20 protein-coding genes are annotated in these 15,697 nt (G+C 49.2%); 1 reads left to right on the top strand and 19 read right to left on the bottom strand.

Annotation, left to right across the window (positions count from 1 at the left end):
• Positions 1-36: 36 nt before the first annotated feature.
• The 8 genes from nuoK to ACXX53_RS17410 are packed head-to-tail and all read right to left on the bottom strand — an operon-like array spanning position 37 to position 5,323.
• The gene (nuoK, locus tag ACXX53_RS17375; RefSeq protein ID WP_458569938.1) at positions 37-348 is read right to left on the bottom strand and encodes an NADH-quinone oxidoreductase subunit NuoK; all 312 of its coding nucleotides are present in this window, start codon (positions 346-348) and stop codon (positions 37-39) included.
• Entirely contained in the window at positions 345-992 is a 648-nt protein-coding gene (locus ACXX53_RS17380; RefSeq protein ID WP_458569939.1) for an NADH-quinone oxidoreductase subunit J, read from the bottom strand. Before ACXX53_RS17380 ends, nuoK begins: the two co-directional genes overlap by 4 nt.
• The gene (gene nuoI, locus ACXX53_RS17385; protein ID WP_458569940.1) at positions 985-1,437 is read right to left on the bottom strand and encodes an NADH-quinone oxidoreductase subunit NuoI; all 453 of its coding nucleotides are present in this window, start codon (positions 1,435-1,437) and stop codon (positions 985-987) included. Before nuoI ends, ACXX53_RS17380 begins: the two co-directional genes overlap by 8 nt.
• Before the next feature lie 16 nt (positions 1,438-1,453).
• Positions 1,454-2,464, bottom strand: a complete 1,011-nt coding sequence (gene nuoH, locus ACXX53_RS17390; protein WP_458569941.1) for an NADH-quinone oxidoreductase subunit NuoH — start codon at positions 2,462-2,464, stop codon at positions 1,454-1,456.
• Positions 2,464-3,564, bottom strand: a complete 1,101-nt coding sequence (locus ACXX53_RS17395) for an NADH-quinone oxidoreductase subunit D (protein ID WP_458569942.1) — start codon at positions 3,562-3,564, stop codon at positions 2,464-2,466. Before ACXX53_RS17395 ends, nuoH begins: the two co-directional genes overlap by 1 nt.
• A 6-nt stretch (positions 3,565-3,570) precedes the next feature.
• Positions 3,571-4,455: an NADH-quinone oxidoreductase subunit C gene (locus tag ACXX53_RS17400; RefSeq protein WP_458569943.1), complete on the bottom strand. Its 885-nt coding sequence runs from the start codon at positions 4,453-4,455 to the stop codon at positions 3,571-3,573.
• Positions 4,452-4,970 carry a NuoB/complex I 20 kDa subunit family protein gene (locus tag ACXX53_RS17405; protein ID WP_458569944.1) on the bottom strand — a complete coding sequence of 173 codons (519 nt, stop codon included), beginning with the start codon at positions 4,968-4,970 and terminating at the stop codon, positions 4,452-4,454. Before ACXX53_RS17405 ends, ACXX53_RS17400 begins: the two co-directional genes overlap by 4 nt.
• Positions 4,955-5,323 (bottom strand): NADH-quinone oxidoreductase subunit A, encoded by a 369-nt coding sequence (locus ACXX53_RS17410; protein ID WP_458569945.1) that lies wholly within the window; start codon positions 5,321-5,323, stop codon positions 4,955-4,957. Before ACXX53_RS17410 ends, ACXX53_RS17405 begins: the two co-directional genes overlap by 16 nt.
• A 502-nt stretch (positions 5,324-5,825) precedes the next feature.
• On the opposite strand from ACXX53_RS17410, the gene ACXX53_RS17415 reads away from it, so the two are divergent.
• The gene (locus tag ACXX53_RS17415; RefSeq protein ID WP_458569946.1) at positions 5,826-6,479 is read left to right on the top strand and encodes an SDR family NAD(P)-dependent oxidoreductase; all 654 of its coding nucleotides are present in this window, start codon (positions 5,826-5,828) and stop codon (positions 6,477-6,479) included.
• Positions 6,480-6,961: 482 nt separating this feature from the next.
• Here the strand turns inward: ACXX53_RS17415 and ACXX53_RS17420 are convergent, their stop codons facing one another.
• The 11 genes from ACXX53_RS17420 to wecB all read right to left on the bottom strand — a co-directional run bounded on the left by ACXX53_RS17420 (position 6,962) and on the right by wecB (position 15,633).
• Positions 6,962-7,375: a F0F1 ATP synthase subunit epsilon gene (locus ACXX53_RS17420; protein WP_458569947.1), complete on the bottom strand. Its 414-nt coding sequence runs from the start codon at positions 7,373-7,375 to the stop codon at positions 6,962-6,964.
• Between the two features lie 69 nt (positions 7,376-7,444).
• Entirely contained in the window at positions 7,445-8,851 is a 1,407-nt protein-coding gene (atpD, locus tag ACXX53_RS17425; RefSeq protein WP_458569948.1) for a F0F1 ATP synthase subunit beta, read from the bottom strand.
• A gap of 85 nt (positions 8,852-8,936) precedes the next feature.
• Complete coding sequence (atpG, locus tag ACXX53_RS17430; RefSeq protein ID WP_458569949.1) at positions 8,937-9,803, bottom strand: ATP synthase F1 subunit gamma; 867 nt, start codon at positions 9,801-9,803, stop codon at positions 8,937-8,939.
• A 106-nt stretch (positions 9,804-9,909) separates the two neighbouring features.
• A complete protein-coding gene (gene atpA, locus ACXX53_RS17435) occupies positions 9,910-11,424 on the bottom strand; it encodes a F0F1 ATP synthase subunit alpha (protein WP_458569950.1) in 1,515 nt (504 codons plus the stop codon).
• A gap of 33 nt (positions 11,425-11,457) precedes the next feature.
• On the bottom strand, positions 11,458-12,006 hold the full coding sequence (locus tag ACXX53_RS17440) for a F0F1 ATP synthase subunit delta (RefSeq protein ID WP_458569951.1): 549 nt from the start codon (positions 12,004-12,006) through the stop codon (positions 11,458-11,460).
• Positions 12,006-12,491 carry a F0F1 ATP synthase subunit B gene (gene atpF, locus ACXX53_RS17445; RefSeq protein WP_458569952.1) on the bottom strand — a complete coding sequence of 162 codons (486 nt, stop codon included), beginning with the start codon at positions 12,489-12,491 and terminating at the stop codon, positions 12,006-12,008. Before atpF ends, ACXX53_RS17440 begins: the two co-directional genes overlap by 1 nt.
• A gap of 100 nt (positions 12,492-12,591) precedes the next feature.
• Complete coding sequence (gene atpE, locus ACXX53_RS17450) at positions 12,592-12,804, bottom strand: F0F1 ATP synthase subunit C (RefSeq protein WP_458569953.1); 213 nt, start codon at positions 12,802-12,804, stop codon at positions 12,592-12,594.
• Positions 12,805-12,904: 100 nt separating this feature from the next.
• Complete coding sequence (gene atpB, locus ACXX53_RS17455; RefSeq protein WP_458569954.1) at positions 12,905-13,651, bottom strand: F0F1 ATP synthase subunit A; 747 nt, start codon at positions 13,649-13,651, stop codon at positions 12,905-12,907.
• A gap of 33 nt (positions 13,652-13,684) precedes the next feature.
• Positions 13,685-14,065 carry an ATP synthase subunit I gene (locus ACXX53_RS17460; RefSeq protein ID WP_458569955.1) on the bottom strand — a complete coding sequence of 127 codons (381 nt, stop codon included), beginning with the start codon at positions 14,063-14,065 and terminating at the stop codon, positions 13,685-13,687.
• Positions 14,062-14,292 (bottom strand): AtpZ/AtpI family protein, encoded by a 231-nt coding sequence (locus ACXX53_RS17465; RefSeq protein ID WP_458569956.1) that lies wholly within the window; start codon positions 14,290-14,292, stop codon positions 14,062-14,064. The genes ACXX53_RS17460 and ACXX53_RS17465 overlap by 4 nt, the downstream gene beginning before the upstream one ends.
• A gap of 186 nt (positions 14,293-14,478) precedes the next feature.
• Complete coding sequence (gene wecB, locus ACXX53_RS17470) at positions 14,479-15,633, bottom strand: non-hydrolyzing UDP-N-acetylglucosamine 2-epimerase (protein ID WP_458569957.1); 1,155 nt, start codon at positions 15,631-15,633, stop codon at positions 14,479-14,481.
• Between the last annotated feature and the right edge of the window lie 64 nt (positions 15,634-15,697).

The raw sequence follows: 15,697 nt of genomic DNA on the forward strand, positions 1-15,697 counted from the left end.
CCGTATTTCACGACCCTATCGCTTCATCTACACGGTTTATCTGCGCAAGTCGTCAAATTCGTCCACGTTTGCCGAACCTCGGTTCCGGAATAACGCAATCAGGATCGCGACCCCAACCGCAGCCTCCGCCGCTGCTATGGCAATATTAAAGAGTGAAAATACTTGTCCCTGCAAACTAGGTACCGCACCATACTTCGAAAAGGCGATCAGATTCAAGTTAACCGCGTTAAGCATCAGCTCGATGGAGAGCAGCACGATTACCGCGTTGCGCTTGGTTAGTACTCCGTACAGTCCAATGCAGAACAGAATCGCCGCAAGCGTTAAGAAGGAAGCCAGCATCGTACTCATTTCGATTCACCTTCCTCTGTAGCTTGCGACTTGTGAGACTCGCTGTCCGCTGGTACCGATTGACGCAGCAGCTCCTTGATCGCTTCATTGTTCGTCGTTGGCTCGACTTTAAGCTTAGCTTCATCCGGATCTTCCTGCTTCGCCAATACGATCGCCCCGATAAACGCGACCGTAAGCAACACGGACAACAGCTCGAACGGTATAACATGCTCGGTGAAGAGCTTCTTCCCTAGCTCCATCGTATTGTCCACAGCAAGCGACTTGTCCGCCGGCGTTGGGAAGGCCGTTCCGCGAATCGCGAAGAACAGCACACCGAACAGCGCGATGCATCCAACACCCGCCAACACCTCTTTCATAGGCTTAACAGATGCCGCATCTTGTTTATCATGTTGAGTCATCATGATGCCGAAGATCATCAGGATCGAGATGGCCCCTGCATACACCAGCACTTGGACAAACGCTATGAACTCCGCTTCCAGCATAATGTAGACACCGGCCAAGCCGATAAATGTGAAAGCGAGCGAAACGACCATATGTACAACCTTGGAGAAGTGCACCATCAACACCGCGCCGGAAATGATACATGCTGCAAATACGAAGAACATGATCGTTTGTGCATTCCAATCAAATGACAGATCAAACATCTTTCTTGGCGCCTCCTTTCGGCGCTGTCGTAACGTTCTCTTTGCGCACGTTCTTGTTGTTCTCGTCCAGCCACTGCAAGTTCTTGTATAGATCATCGCGACTGTAAGTCGCTAGCTCGAAATTGTTAGTCATGACAATGGCTTCCGTCGGACATACCTCTGTGCACAGATCGCACAAGATGCAGATCTCGAAGTTTATGTCATACGTGTCGATAACCTTCCCCTTCTTCTCTGGGTCCGGGTTCGGCTTGCCCGTCAACGATATGCATTCCGTTGGACATATCTTGGCACACAGGTTGCAGACGATGCAGTCCTCCGGCTTGAAATGCTGGATACCGCGGAAGCGGTCCGGCATTTGCAAAGGGACATCCGGATAGGCATAGGTTACTTTTTTGGATGTCATGGCCTTCCACGTCACACCAAGACCCTTGAATATTCCTTTCACGGAGATCACCCCTTGCTTATTTGATGAATATCTCGATATATACCGCCGTTACGAATATATTGACTAACGCTAACGGCATGAGCACCTTCCAGCCAAAGCTCATCAGTTGATCAACGCGGATACGCGGAAGCGTCGCGCGCAACCAGAACAAGAAGAACACGCAGAAGGTAAACTTGAGTATGAACCACAATAAGCCTGGAATGAAGTCCAGAAAGGCAAACGGCGGATTCCAGCCGCCCAGAAACAATACGGTAGTCAGAGCGGCGATAGCGAATACGTAAACGTATTCCGACAGCATGAAGAATGCAAAGCGGAAGCCGCTGTATTCAACGTGATAACCCGCGACAAGCTCAGATTCCGCTTCCGGCAAGTCAAACGGTGTACGGTTCAATTCAGACACCGCAGCAATGATGAATACAACAAAGCCGATGATCTGCGGCAGGAAGTTCCACTCCCAGAAGTTGTTGCCTTGTCCTTCCACGATGGTGCGCATGCTCAGACTGCTGTTCAGCATGATAACACCAACGAGGGACATCACTAGCGGTATCTCATAGCTGACCATCTGTGCCGCTGAGCGCATGCCGCCAAGTAAGGAATACTTGTTGTTCGAAGCCCAGCCTCCCAGCACGATACCAATCGTTGAGATGCTGGACAGCGCCGCATAATACAGCAAGCCGACATTCAAATCTGCAAAGCCCAAGTTAGCCGCATACGGTATGGTTGCCAATACAGCGAATGCAGGTACATACGTAAGGATTGGCGCAAGTATGAACAGCGCGCGGTCCGCCTTCTTCGGAATCGTATCTTCCTTAATCAACAGCTTAAAGATGTCAGCAAAGGATTGAAACAGTCCCCATGGTCCTGTCCGATTGGGTCCGATCCGGAACTGCATCCAGCCGATAACTTTGCGTTCAAAGTAGATGGCATAGGATACAAAGAGCAGGATGAACAACAGAAACACGACCGCCCATGCAAAAAATGTTAAAGTGTTGATCCATGAAAAAGGTTGCTGAATGAGATCATTCATTAGCAATCCACCTCCCCGACGACGATATCAACGCCGCCCAAGATGGTAATCAGGTTCGTCATCGTCTCACCGACGAGCAGCTTAGGCAAGATCTGCAGGTTGACGAATGATGGACGACGGAATTTCAAGCGGTAAGGCTCCGTCTTGCCTTTGGATACGATGTAGCAGCCGATCTCGCCGCGAGGCGACTCGATGCGTTGGTACACTTCACCAACAGGAGGACGAAGCACCCGAGGCACCTTGCCCAATGTTTCTCCGCTGGATGGGAATTGCGCGACAGCCTGTTCCAGGATGCGGAGACTCTGCTTGATCTCTTCGATCCGAATGAGATAGCGGTCGTAGCAATCGCCGCGTTGGCCAAGCGGAACATCAAACTCAAAGCGGTCATACAAGCTGTAGGGCTCGTTCTTGCGCAGGTCCCAATCTACGCCGGTACAGCGCAGATTAGCGCCGCTCAAGCCGTATGCAATCGCAGTCTCCGCATCATAAGCGCCAATGTCCTTGATTCGAGCCAGAAAGATCTCGTTGCCGCTCACCAGCTTGTCGTACTCATCCAAGCGCTTGCGCATGTAAGGCACGAAATCTCTAACTTTATCGATCCAGCCGGATGGAGCATCCCACTTCACGCCGCCTACACGCATGTAGTTGTAAGTTAGTCGTGCGCCGGACAATTCGTTGAACAGATCGATGATGATCTCACGATCACGGAAGGCGAATAGGAACGGGCTCAGGGCGCCAATGTCGAGCAAGTAGGTTCCCCACCATACGAGGTGGCTCGCCACACGCTGCAGCTCCATTGCGATGATCCGCAAGTACTCGGCCCGTTCTGGCACTTCAATATTCATTAACTTCTCTACGGCACTAACCAACACATAATTGTTCGTCATGGCAGAGACGTAATCCATACGATCGGTATAAGGGATAATCTGAGTGTAATTAAGGTTTTCTGCGAGCTTCTCCGTTCCGCGATGCAAGTAACCCATAACTGGTATGGCTTCTTTAATGACTTCCCCGTCCAGCTTAACTACGATCCGGAATACACCATGGGTACTCGGATGCTGGGGTCCTACGTTCAATAGTAGTTCTTCTGTGCGTAACACGGGTCATTACACCTCCGAATCGAGCGGCTCATAGTCTTTGCGAAGCGGATGTCCAACCCAATCATCCGACATCATAATACGTCGCAGGTCGGGATGCCCCGGGAAGTCGATCCCGAGCAAGTCATATACCTCGCGCTCATTCCAGTTCGCAGTCGCCCACAGCGGCGTCACAGAATCGATGGAAGGATGTTCACGATTGGTCCTTACGCGCACGGCAACTTCATTCTTCGTCGTTAAGCCGATGAGATGATAAACGACCTCCATCTCTGTCTCCAGGTCAACACCGGACAGATTGCGAAGGTAGTTGCAGGACCATTCGGGCTCGTCACGCAGCCATTGCGCGACTCGATACCAATAGTCTGACTTCACAGTCAGTGTAGGCAAGTGATTATTAACTTCATTAATCACAGCGCCTTCGATCGCTTCAGGCGCGAATGCCGCTTGCAGGTCAGCAACGAGCTTGTCGAGCAGCGGCTGCTTCGGCGACGGCTCCTTCGGCTGCTCAGGCTCCTCGCTCTTCGCGGCACGCGGCGCGCGCGCCGGGCGCTCCGTGGCAGATGCCGCCGCTTCGCCTTCGGCCGCGCTGCTGTCCGCGCCTGCCTCAGGCGCCTTCGCACGCGCTGCGCGCCGCTCTTCAGCCAGCTTCGCACGAGCAGCCTTCTCTTCTTCGCTGAGCGGCTGCCTAACCGGCTTATCCACGGCTGCCTCAGGCCTAGCTTCGGCTTCCGTGGCTACACTGCCCGCGTCAGCCCCGGATATCGTAGCCTTCGCTGCGCGTCGCTCTTCCGCCGCTTTCACGCGGGCAGCCTTCTCTTCCTCGCTCAGCGGCTGCCTGGTCGGCTTATCCGTCGCCTCTCGGTTCAGCTGTTCCTCTATCCGATTCTCACTCATCGGTTCGTCACCCGCTTTCCGGTCTTCGCCTCATAGCGGATCTTCTCTTGCAGTTTATTAATGCCATAAATCAGTGCCGCAGGGTTAGGCGGACAACCTGGAATATAGACGTCGACCGGTACAACTTGGTCCACGCCCTTTACAACCGCGTAGGACTTTACATAAGGTCCTCCCGCTGTTGCGCAGGAGCCCATCGCGATCACCCACTTCGGCTCCGGCATCTGGTCATATAGACGGCGCAGCAGCGGCGCCATCTTCTTCGTTACCGTCCCTGCCACAATCATGCAGTCGGACTGACGAGGCGATGTGCGGAATATAACGCCGAATCGATCTAAGTCATAGTGTGAAGCACCCGTGTTCATCATCTCTATCGCGCAGCAGGCCAAACCAAAGGTCAGCGGCCAGATTGAATTGCTGCGTGCCCACGCCTTCAACTCCTCAAGCGTCGTAAAGAACACATTGCGTTCCAACTCTTCCCGTTCCTGCGGGGAAATGGCTTCTAAAGCGAATTCCATGTGAGCACCTTCTTTTTCCAAGCGTAGATTAGTCCAACTAACAATAAGGCGACAAATATAAGCATCTCGACTAATGCGAACAAGCCCAACTGCTTATACGCTACAGCCCAGGGGTACAAGAAAACGGTTTCCACATCAAAGATGACGAACATAAGGGCAAACAAATAATACCGGATGTTAAACCGTATTTGTCCTACGCCTACCGGTTCGTTACCGCTTTCATAAGTCGTCTTCTTCATTTCTGTCGGCTTGTTTGGACGCAGCAGTCGACCGATGCCTAGAGCAGCAACCGGCAACAGAATTCCAAGTGCGACAAAAATGGCCACGATGACGTAATTGTTGATGTAGTTCATGACATCTCCTCCGTCGTGCAGCATTTTTTTTGCAGAAAATATGTGATATTTGTAATAAACCCGCCACAATTATAACAAAACCTGCCAATACAGTCTATGAAAATGCTCCCATATTATTCTTTTTTATAGCTTATTTTTCCTCTTTACTATTATGAGAGAGCTTCCGCAAATAGAAGAAGCATTTTCGAATATTCTGTGACGTTGCCATCGCCGCTCTCGAATGACCATGTTAACCACTTCCCCTGACTGCCAACGGTATTGCACCTCAATGACAGAGATCTTGTGGCCCTTCCGAGTTTTAGATATGATAGGTTGTAGCACCACTTGAACACTGGTCAATAGAACTCGGACCATCTCCGATAATCACGAGAGTTCCTCCCATATTATCACTGCAAGAATTCCATTCTTGTCCATTTTTAAAATATCTTACACTTTGAATCGTGCTTCTGAATTCCGTTACAATAGATTTACATTGGATATTGACGACAAGGGGATGAACCGAATGAAACAACCGACGATCTGGATCGTGGGTGCCGGTTGCGGTATTGGCTTGGGGATTGCGAAGTCATTTGGCAAGAAAGGCTACACGCCTATTCTCGTAACTCGCAACAGTGAAATATTAGAAGAAATGATACAGACGCTGGCCTCGCATAACATTGAAGCGCATGGGGATGTCGCTTTCACTGGCGATGAAGCAGATCTGAACAGAACATTGCAGGCATTAGATTCACGCTACGGCACACCAGACGTTCTCGTGTATAACGCATCTTCTCATACACCTGGTTACCCTTCCGAGGTTGAACCGCAGCATATGATAGACGACTTCAAAGTCAATGTAGTCGGAGCGCTGATTACCGTTCAAAGCATTCTTCCTGGTATGAAGCAGCGCGGGAGCGGTACAGTACTTCTGACTGGCGGCGGACAAGCCCTTAATCCATCTGCAACTCTGGCATCTCTTGGTGTCGGTAAAGCAGGTTTGCGCAGCCTGGCGCTCAGCTTGCATGAGGAATTGAAAGCGTACGGACTGTATGCGGGCACATTGACTGTGAGCGGATTCGTTCAGCCGAATACACCATTCAATCCTGACATGATCGGTGACGCATTCTATCACATGCATAAGATGAAATCAGACGCTGAGGTTACAATAAAACCTTAAACAACTCCATAAAGCACGAACTACAGCCTCGCACATCTTCTTATAGGTGAGCGGGGTTTTTTCATGTTCGGATATTTGATCATATGGGGAAATCGTGGTCGAGGACGAAGTTGTGGTGGTGTTTGAGCAGCATTCGCTGATATTGTTCCTTAGTAACATTAATAATCTCCCCTGCAACATCGACAGGAGCGGACACACAGGCCGTTATCTGTGAACAAAACCGCCTATTTGCCATCTTTGCGGACCGTAGAGCCGTTATTAGCTTCAAAACATTGGATTATCACTAGTTTCGACACAAATAACGTCATCTGAGTCCGCTAAACTCATCAAAAAGCCCCGAAATCAAAAAATAGCGTCTACTGTGTCCGTTATCTGTTGTCCGTTACAGCGAGTCAGCATGACCGGTGGTTACCCTAACATCCAATCAAAAAAGGGTGCCCCAGAGAACCAATCTCCAGGTACACCCTTTTACTAAACATTGATTACCGATGTTCGGACACTCGGATTCGTGTAACTGCGCGTTGAAGCGACAATTCTGCACGACGGAAGTCAACTGAATCTCGCTTGCTGCGATCTGCCATCGAGATACGCTGTTCTGCGCGAATCTTAGCTGCCTTCGCACGTTCCAGATCGATTTCCTCAGGCATTTCCGCACTTTCCGCAAGAACGACGACTTTGTCGCTGCGAACCTCCAGAAATCCGCCATGGATTGCAAGCCAATGCTCTTTACCCTCAGTCTTGATCTTCATCGGTGCAATCTGGAGCGGCGTGACTAACGGAATATGTCCAGCCATGATGCCAAGCTCCCCTTCAACGCCTTTAACGCTGATCATGTCCACCTCTTGAGCAAACACTTTGTGCTCAGGCGTGACAATTTCTAACATATAGGTGCTCAACTGCGGTTTCCTCCTTCCGTTCTGCGTCCCTTGCTAGGGTTCAAGCAGACCGTATCACGTCGAGGCCGCTTACAGCGTCTTCGCTTTCTCAACAGCTTCCTCGATCGTACCTACGAACAAGAATGCTGCTTCTGGAAGATCGTCGTGCTTGCCATCGAGAATTTCTTTGAAGCTGCGAACTGTTTCTTTGATCGGAACATACTTGCCCTTGAGGCCTGTAAACTGCTCGGCCACGTTGAATGGCTGGGACAAGAAGCGCTGTACCTTACGAGCACGCGAAACTGTCAGCTTATCTTCCTCGGACAATTCGTCCATACCCAAGATATTGATGATATCTTGAAGCTCTTTGTAACGCTGCAGCAGGCGCTTAACGCCTTGTGCTACGTTATAGTGCTCTTCGCCGACTACGTCTGGCGCCAAGATACGGGAAGAAGACGCGAGCGGGTCAACCGCAGGGAAGATACCCATCTCGGAAATCTTACGCTCCAAGTTCGTCGTTGCATCCAAGTGAGCAAACGTCGTAGCTGGAGCCGGGTCAGTATAGTCATCCGCAGGAACGTAGATCGCTTGGATCGACGTTACGGAACCTTTTTTCGTAGAAGTGATGCGCTCTTGCAATTGGCCCATCTCAGTTGCCAGCGTTGGCTGGTAACCTACCGCGGACGGCATGCGGCCAAGCAATGCGGATACTTCGGAACCCGCTTGAGTAAAGCGGAAGATGTTGTCGATAAAGAGAAGAACGTCTTTGCCTTCTTGATCACGGAAATATTCCGCCATCGTCAAGCCTGTCAACGCTACGCGCAGACGAGCACCTGGAGGCTCGTTCATCTGACCGAACACCATCGCTGTCTTTTTGATAACGCCGGACTCTGTCATCTCGCCGTATAAGTCGTTACCTTCACGAGTACGCTCACCAACACCTGCGAATACGGAGATACCGCCGTGTTCTTGCGCGATGTTGTTGATCAGTTCCTGAATCGTAACGGTCTTACCTACACCGGCACCGCCGAAGAGACCAACTTTACCGCCCTTAGCATAAGGAGCGAGCAAGTCGATTACCTTGATACCTGTCTCAAGAATTTCCGCAGTTGTAGACAACTCTTCATACTTAGGAGCTTCTCTGTGGATAGGATTGCTAAATTCACTAACCACTTCACCTGCATTGTCAATCGGTTGACCCAGTACGTTAAATACACGGCCCAATGTAGCATTACCAACTGGAACTGTGATTGGACGACCCAAGTCAAGTGCATCCATACCTCGCACCAAGCCGTCTGTGGAGGACATCGATACACAACGAACGGTATTATCGCCCAAGTGCAAGGATACTTCCAGCGTCAGGTCGATACTAGGCTCGCCAGGCGCAGTTGATTGTCGATCAATCTTAATGGCGTTCAAGATTTCCGGAAGATGTCCACGTTCGAATTCAATGTCAACGACCGGACCCATAACGCTAAGTACGCGTCCTTTATTCATCTCGTTACCTCCTCTGACAGAACAGACCGCGGTGATATACTCAGATCGCGATCGTTCTATCCTATTTGAAACTTGCTTTATCCGATTAGCCTTGAGCGTTCGCTCCAGCTACGATTTCTGAGATCTCTTGCGTAATGGCCGCTTGACGAGCACGGTTGTAAGTCAACGTCAGATCCGAGATCATCTTCGACGCATTCTCAGTCGCGCTGCCCATAGCTGTCATCTTAGCTCCGAACTCACTCGCCTTTGCATCCAACAGAGCGCTGTAGATCAGCGTTTCTGCATACTTAGGCAGCAAGTGAGCCAGGACCACTTCCGCTGACGGCTCATACTCGTATGAAGCCACAGCACCACCGCCAGCCATGTGGTTATCTTCCAATGGAAGCAAGCGCTTCTCAACCGGAACTTGCGTAATGGCATTAACGAACTCGTTGTAGAACAGGTTCAATTCGTCATACTGCTCATCTTCGAAATATTTGACAGCTTTATTCGCGATCGTCTTGATATCCGAAAACATCGGAGAGTCAGGCAATTCTGTAATCTCTTCAACGATTGGCATATTGCGACGACGGAAATAATCGCGTCCTTTGCGTCCGATAACGAACAATACATACTCGTCACTCGACTTATGGCGCTCTTTGATAACCTGCATGACACTACGCAAGATGTTCGCGTTGTAACCACCAGCAAGACCGCGGTCCGATGTAATAACCAGATATCCCGTCTTCTTCACAGGACGCTTCACGAGCATAGGATGATTTACACCCTTCGTTCCGGCAGCAATACTGGACACGACTTCCTTCAGCTTCTCAGCATACGGTCGTGCAGATTGCGCCTTCTCTTGAGCGCGGCGCAGCTTAGCTGCAGCCACCATCTCCATTGCCTTCGTGATTTGTCTTGTGCTCTGAACGCTCTTGATCTGGCGTTTAATATCGCGCATTCCTTTAGCCACTTACGTTTCACCTGCCTTTGACGCTTTGCGTGAGGCAAAGCAAACTTCTATGCTTGAACGCTGTATACCGGGCGTCTAACAGACACCCAGCACACCAATATATTCATTAAGCAGATACAGCAAAGCTCTTCTTGAATTTCGTAACGGATTCAACAAGCGCTTCTTCTGTTTCCTTGGACAAGTCCTTCGTTGTGCGGATTGCTTCATAGATGGAAGCGTAATTGTTCTGCACATACTCCAGATAGTCAGCTTCGAAACGGCGAATATCTTGCAATGGGATCTCATCAAGATGACCCTTAGTCGCTGCATACAAGCTTACTACCTGCTTCTCAACCGGAAGCGGCTGGTTAACGCCTTGCTTCAGAACTTCCATCAAGCGAGCACCGCGGTTCAAGCGGGACAGCGTTGATTTATCCAAGTCGGATCCGAATTGTGCGAAGGCTTGCAGCTCGCGGTATTGAGCCAGGTCAAGACGCAGTGTACCTGCAACTTTTTTCATCGCTTTGATCTGTGCGGAACCACCGACACGAGATACGGAGATACCGACGTTGATCGCTGGACGTTGACCTGCGTAGAACAAGTCAGCTTCAAGGAAGATCTGACCGTCTGTAATTGAGATTACGTTCGTCGGAATATAAGCCGATACGTCAGAAGCTTGCGTCTCGATGAATGGCAATGCAGTCAAGGAACCTCCGCCATTCTCATCGCTCAGCTTCGCAGCGCGCTCCAGCAAACGGGAGTGCAAGTAGAATACGTCACCCGGATAAGCCTCGCGGCCCGGCGGACGACGGAGCAGCAAGGACAATTCGCGGTATGCCGCAGCTTGCTTCGTCAAGTCATCATAGATAACGAGAACATGCTCGCCTTTATACATGAAGTATTCGCCCATTGCGCAGCCAGAGTATGGAGCCAAGAACAGCAATGGCGCCGGCTCGGAAGCAGAAGCTGTAACTACGATCGTGTAGTCCAGTGCGCCGTTGCGGCGGAGTGTTTCAACTACCTGTGCAACAGTGGATTGCTTTTGACCGATAGCGACGTAGATACATTTCACGCCGTTGCCTTTTTGGTTGATGATGGTGTCGATTGCAATCGCAGTCTTACCAGTCTGACGGTCACCGATGATAAGCTCACGTTGGCCGCGGCCGATCGGTACCATGGAATCGATCGCCTTGATACCCGTTTGCATCGGCTCATGAACCGACTTACGGTCGATAACGCCCGGTGCGTTACCTTCTACTGGGCGGAATTCAGTTGTATGGATTGGTCCTTGACCATCAAGCGGTTGACCCAAAGGATCAACTACGCGTCCAAGCATTGCTTCGCCGACAGGAACTTCCATGATGCGGCCTGTGCGCTTCACTTGGTCTCCTTCGCGAATGTCTTTATATGGTCCGAGGATAACGATACCGACGTTATTCTCTTCCAAGTTCAGCGCCATACCCATAACGCCGTTAGCAAACTCGAGCAACTCGCCGGACATACATTGTTCAAGTCCGTGTACACGGGCAATACCGTCACCTACGTTGATGACCGTACCGACCTCTGCCACTTCGATCTCGGATTTGTACTTCTCGATTTGACTTTTAATCAGCGTGCTGATTTCATCAGGTCTAATGCTCAATTCGCTTCACCCCATTCTACCGTACTTTATATGTTACCGTCTTCCGGACAATAATGAACGTTCCATACGTGCAAGCTTGCTAGACAGACTGCCGTCATACAGGCGGTCGCCGATGCGTACTTGAATGCCGCCAATAATTGAAGCATTAATGACGTTGCTAATCCGAATCTTCTTATTTAATTGCTTGCCAAACGTTTCAGCAATCGCTTGCTGCTCTGATTCGCTAAGCGGCTTCGCAGAAGTTACTACCGCGTCAACACTGCCAAGCGCTGCCCCAGCGATCTGTACGTAGCTAGCGAGTACATCGTTCAAGATTGCGACGCGTCCACGCTCAACTAGCAGTTTTATCAATTCAATGACATGATCGGAAATATGGCCTTGAAACATCGTGTTCAACACATCAAGCTTACCAGCCATATCGATGTTTGGTGTTGTAAGCAGCAATTCCAATTCATGACTGGATTGAATAGCCTCTACAACGGATTTGAGCTGCTGTTCTGTTTCCAGCACAGACTTCTGCTCAAGAGCCAGTTCAAACAAGGCCTTCGCATAACGTTTTGCAACTACTGTTTCCTGGCTCATTAATGTTTGCCCCCTACCTCTTTCAGGTATTGGTCAACCAATTGGGATTGGTCTTTCTCATCCAGCTGCTTCTCCATAATCTTGGAGGCGATAGCCACGGACATGCTGCTGACTTCGTTGCGCAGAGATTCGATCGCTTTGTTCTTCTCGCTCTCGATTTCGCGCGCCGCATCCGACTTCAGGCGCAAGGATTCATTCTTCGCTTGCTCGATGATTTCATCAGTTTGACGGCTAGCATTCTGCTTTGCCATTTCAACAATATCGAACGCTTCTTTGCGTGCTGTTGTAAGTGCCTGCTTCTGCTCGTCCACAAATTGTTGTGCCTGTGAACGACTTGTAGCCGCTTCTTCGAGCTGCTGTTTAACCAATTCACGGCGTTTTTCCATCACATCGAACAATTTGTTAAACGCATATTTTGAAAGCAGCCAGTACAAAATACCGAACGCTATTAATGCAAACACTAGATTTTCCCACACTAAGCTCAATACAGTCACTCCTTTCCGGTAACATCACGTACACGCCAGTCCTTACAAAACGAAGGCGCGGATGGCATCGGCCTTCCCCGCCAAACCGTTTGTCGAATTATTAAGAGAACATAATCAAGAACGCGATAAGAGTAGCCGCGAGAGGAATAACCTCTACGATACCTACACCGATAAACATTGTTGTTTGCAGAGTACCGCGAGCTTCTGGTTGACGAGCAATGGATTCTACTGTTTTGCTTACGATCATACCGTTACCAAGACCTGCGCCCAAAGCGCCTAAACCTACTGCAATTGCTGCTGCCAAGAATTCCATGAGAAAATCCTCCTCAAAATTGTTATTATTTTTGAATTTGATAAATTAATATATCTCATCCGACTAGTCCGTTAACGGAAGGTAGTACGGGCAGAGTCTATTAATGCTCTTCGTGCACTGCCGCTTGACCGATGTAGACCATGGTCAGCATGACAAAGATAAACGCTTGCAAGCCGCCGACAAAGATACTAAATCCTTGCCATGCCGCAACGAAAGGAATTCCGAAGAAGCCCGCCCCAATGAGTGTTCCGAGAATAACCTCACCCGCAAAGATATTGGCAAACAAACGAATAGCCAACGCGATCGGTTTAGCGAGGTTCTCAACGATATTGAGCGGTAAGAAGATTGGAAACGGCTCAATATAGTGCTTCAAGTAATGCTTAGCGTTGTTCTTAAGACCTAAGAAATTCACGATGACAAACACCATTATCGCCAGACCCGCTGTAATCGAGAGATCGGCTGTTGGTGATTTCCACCATAAATACTCGGCTCCAGCCTCGGATCCCACAAGCTGATGTCCAAAGACCTCGACTGGGCCATGGGCCTCTGTGATGATCGCAAACGGCAATCCGAGCACGTTAGCTACGAAGATAAATAGGATAAGCGTTAATCCTAATGTTACATAGCCTCTGCCTTTCTTGAAGTCCATTGCGCTCGCCACGATACCCTGTACGAATTCGACAACCCATTCCATAAAATTCTGCATTTTTGTCGGATTCTCAACTGATAGATTGCGGACAGCGAGACGTGCAAGAATGAAGACGGCGAGGACGGTGACGGTTAACATCATGATAATTGACAGGTCTAGTCGAAATCCATTGATTTCAATTATTGGAGCTAAATGCATTGTGTTGTGTTCACCCCTTTCAAGTAAACTTGGTCATTGTTTCTGCCTCAAATTGATGACAAAGGCGACAACCAAAATGAGAAGTTGTGCCGCGAACAATCCAATAATAGTGGAAACGAGTGAAACTTCTTCAAACTTAACTGCAACCATTACCGTCAACAGCGCTATGCACATTCGGGTAATGAAGCCGAAGCTGAAACGTTTCTTCTCTGTCTGAGCAAGCGCCATCTGGGCGATCTGCTGAACCTTTGTCGCCAGATAGCGTACATTTATTAACCCGGCCGCCATGCCAAGGGTCAATCCAATGGCAACAGGGCGGTATTCCGGAAGTAATGCATATCCAAAAAGGAACAATGACATGAGAAGAAGCGCCACTCTGGTGACAACATTCACAATGGTTGAAATATCAATCATTTTGTTCCCCCAATGAACTTTCTAACCAACCAGATGATATTGGCGATACCGAGAAACATCCCCACTATCGCTCCGATACCCAACCACAACTTAGGCCCGTCCCATATCTGAACCAACCCATATCCCACGAAATAACCCAGCAGAATATATACAACTAAGGTTAGACCCATTCCGCTAATGGCTAATGCAATCCGCCATAAATTTTCGTTATCATTCGACGATTTCATAGGCTATAATTCCCATTCATTTTACTTAAAAAAACAACTTTTTGTCAACGAACCAAATGCTTCAAATCTCCCTTGTTTCATGGGCTGAACTGCGTTGATTTTCATTGTTTTCAAGCCGGAAACCCGCGCCAAACCGTACAGTTTCACTGTATGCTGAATCGTTTTCAGAAAGAATGGAGTGGTCTGTTAATTTGTGAACATTGTGTGAAAAGGCTCTGGTCGATCCGGTTTCACTCCGAAACTGTGAAGAATCGCACTGACAATTCGTTCAGAAGCTTTTCCATCACCGTAAGGATTAGCCGCTTTACTCATTCGCTCATATGCCTCTTGATCTTCGAGAAGAAGCTTCGTACGCTCATAGACCTTCTCTTCATCTGTTCCTACTAATTCTAGAGTGCCTGCCTCAATTCCTTCCGGACGCTCGGTTGTATCGCGCAGTACAAGAACAGGTACGCCAAAAGACGGAGCTTCTTCTTGAAGTCCGCCAGAATCGGTCAGAATGAGATGTGTGTGCTGGTAAAAATTGTGGAGGTCAACAACGTCAAGCGGGTCAATTAGCTTGATGCGCGGATGATTACCAAGCATCTCATGGGCCGGTTCACGAACTGCTGGGCTTAAGTGAACTGGATACACGATCGCGATGTCCTCGAATTCGTCAGCAATTCGGCGGACTGCTCTGAATATGTTGCGATGAGGCTCGCCTTGTGATTCACGGCGATGGGCTGTCATCAGAATAAGTCTTTTACCCTTAGCCCACTCCAAAACCTCATGTTTGTAATTTTGTAATACTGAATATTGAAACACATCTGTTACTGTGTTGCCTGTGACATATATCGATGCATTATTTTTATTTTCTCTTCTCAAATTGTTAGCAGACCATTCCGTAGGCGCAAAATGCAGATCAGCAATCACCCCTGTCAGCTGTCTGTTCATTTCTTCAGGGTACGGGGACAACTTATTCCATGTCCGCAGTCCTGCTTCTACATGACCAACTTTAATCTGCTGCATGAATGCCGCATAGCTCGCCAGGAATGTTGTAAGCGTATCCCCGTGAACAAGCACGATATCCGGCTTCGCTTCTTCCAGAACAGGCTGCAGCCCTTGCAGTACGCGAATCGTGATGTCATTCAGCGATTGACTCTTCTGCATGACGTTCAAGTCATAATCCGGTTTAATCTTGAACACTTCCAACACCTGATCCAACATCTCACGATGCTGCGCCGTAACGCATACGATCGATTCGATATGTTCCTTATGCTTCTCAAGTTCGAGAATCAACGGAGCCATTTTGATCGCTTCCGGCCGTACGCCGAACACGGTCATTACCTTTATCTTTCTCATTATGCAAATCCTCCGTTCCCGATCATAATAATGAGGAGGACTGCCATATTCCGCTAGCAGCCCC

The organism is Paenibacillus marinisediminis (assembly GCF_054343325.1).

What these genes read in the sequence shown, in the direction of transcription:
- nuoK (WP_458569938.1), bottom strand. Translation starts at nt 348, where the DNA reads ATGAGTACGATGCTGGCTTCCTTCTTAACGCTTGCGGCGATTCTGTTC.
- ACXX53_RS17380 (WP_458569939.1), bottom strand. Translation starts at nt 992, where the DNA reads ATGTTTGATCTGTCATTTGATTGGAATGCACAAACGATCATGTTCTTC.
- nuoH (WP_458569941.1), bottom strand. Translation starts at nt 2,464, where the DNA reads ATGAATGATCTCATTCAGCAACCTTTTTCATGGATCAACACTTTAACA.
- ACXX53_RS17400 (WP_458569943.1), bottom strand. Translation starts at nt 4,455, where the DNA reads ATGAGTGAGAATCGGATAGAGGAACAGCTGAACCGAGAGGCGACGGAT.
- ACXX53_RS17405 (WP_458569944.1), bottom strand. Translation starts at nt 4,970, where the DNA reads ATGGAATTCGCTTTAGAAGCCATTTCCCCGCAGGAACGGGAAGAGTTG.
- ACXX53_RS17410 (WP_458569945.1), bottom strand. Translation starts at nt 5,323, where the DNA reads ATGAACTACATCAACAATTACGTCATCGTGGCCATTTTTGTCGCACTT.
- ACXX53_RS17415 (WP_458569946.1), top strand. Translation starts at nt 5,826, where the DNA reads ATGAAACAACCGACGATCTGGATCGTGGGTGCCGGTTGCGGTATTGGC.
- atpD (WP_458569948.1), bottom strand. Translation starts at nt 8,851, where the DNA reads ATGAATAAAGGACGCGTACTTAGCGTTATGGGTCCGGTCGTTGACATT.
- ACXX53_RS17440 (WP_458569951.1), bottom strand. Translation starts at nt 12,006, where the DNA reads ATGAGCCAGGAAACAGTAGTTGCAAAACGTTATGCGAAGGCCTTGTTT.
- atpE (WP_458569953.1), bottom strand. Translation starts at nt 12,804, where the DNA reads ATGGAATTCTTGGCAGCAGCAATTGCAGTAGGTTTAGGCGCTTTGGGC.
- atpB (WP_458569954.1), bottom strand. Translation starts at nt 13,651, where the DNA reads ATGCATTTAGCTCCAATAATTGAAATCAATGGATTTCGACTAGACCTG.
- ACXX53_RS17460 (WP_458569955.1), bottom strand. Translation starts at nt 14,065, where the DNA reads ATGATTGATATTTCAACCATTGTGAATGTTGTCACCAGAGTGGCGCTT.
- ACXX53_RS17465 (WP_458569956.1), bottom strand. Translation starts at nt 14,292, where the DNA reads ATGAAATCGTCGAATGATAACGAAAATTTATGGCGGATTGCATTAGCC.
- wecB (WP_458569957.1), bottom strand. Translation starts at nt 15,633, where the DNA reads ATGAGAAAGATAAAGGTAATGACCGTGTTCGGCGTACGGCCGGAAGCG.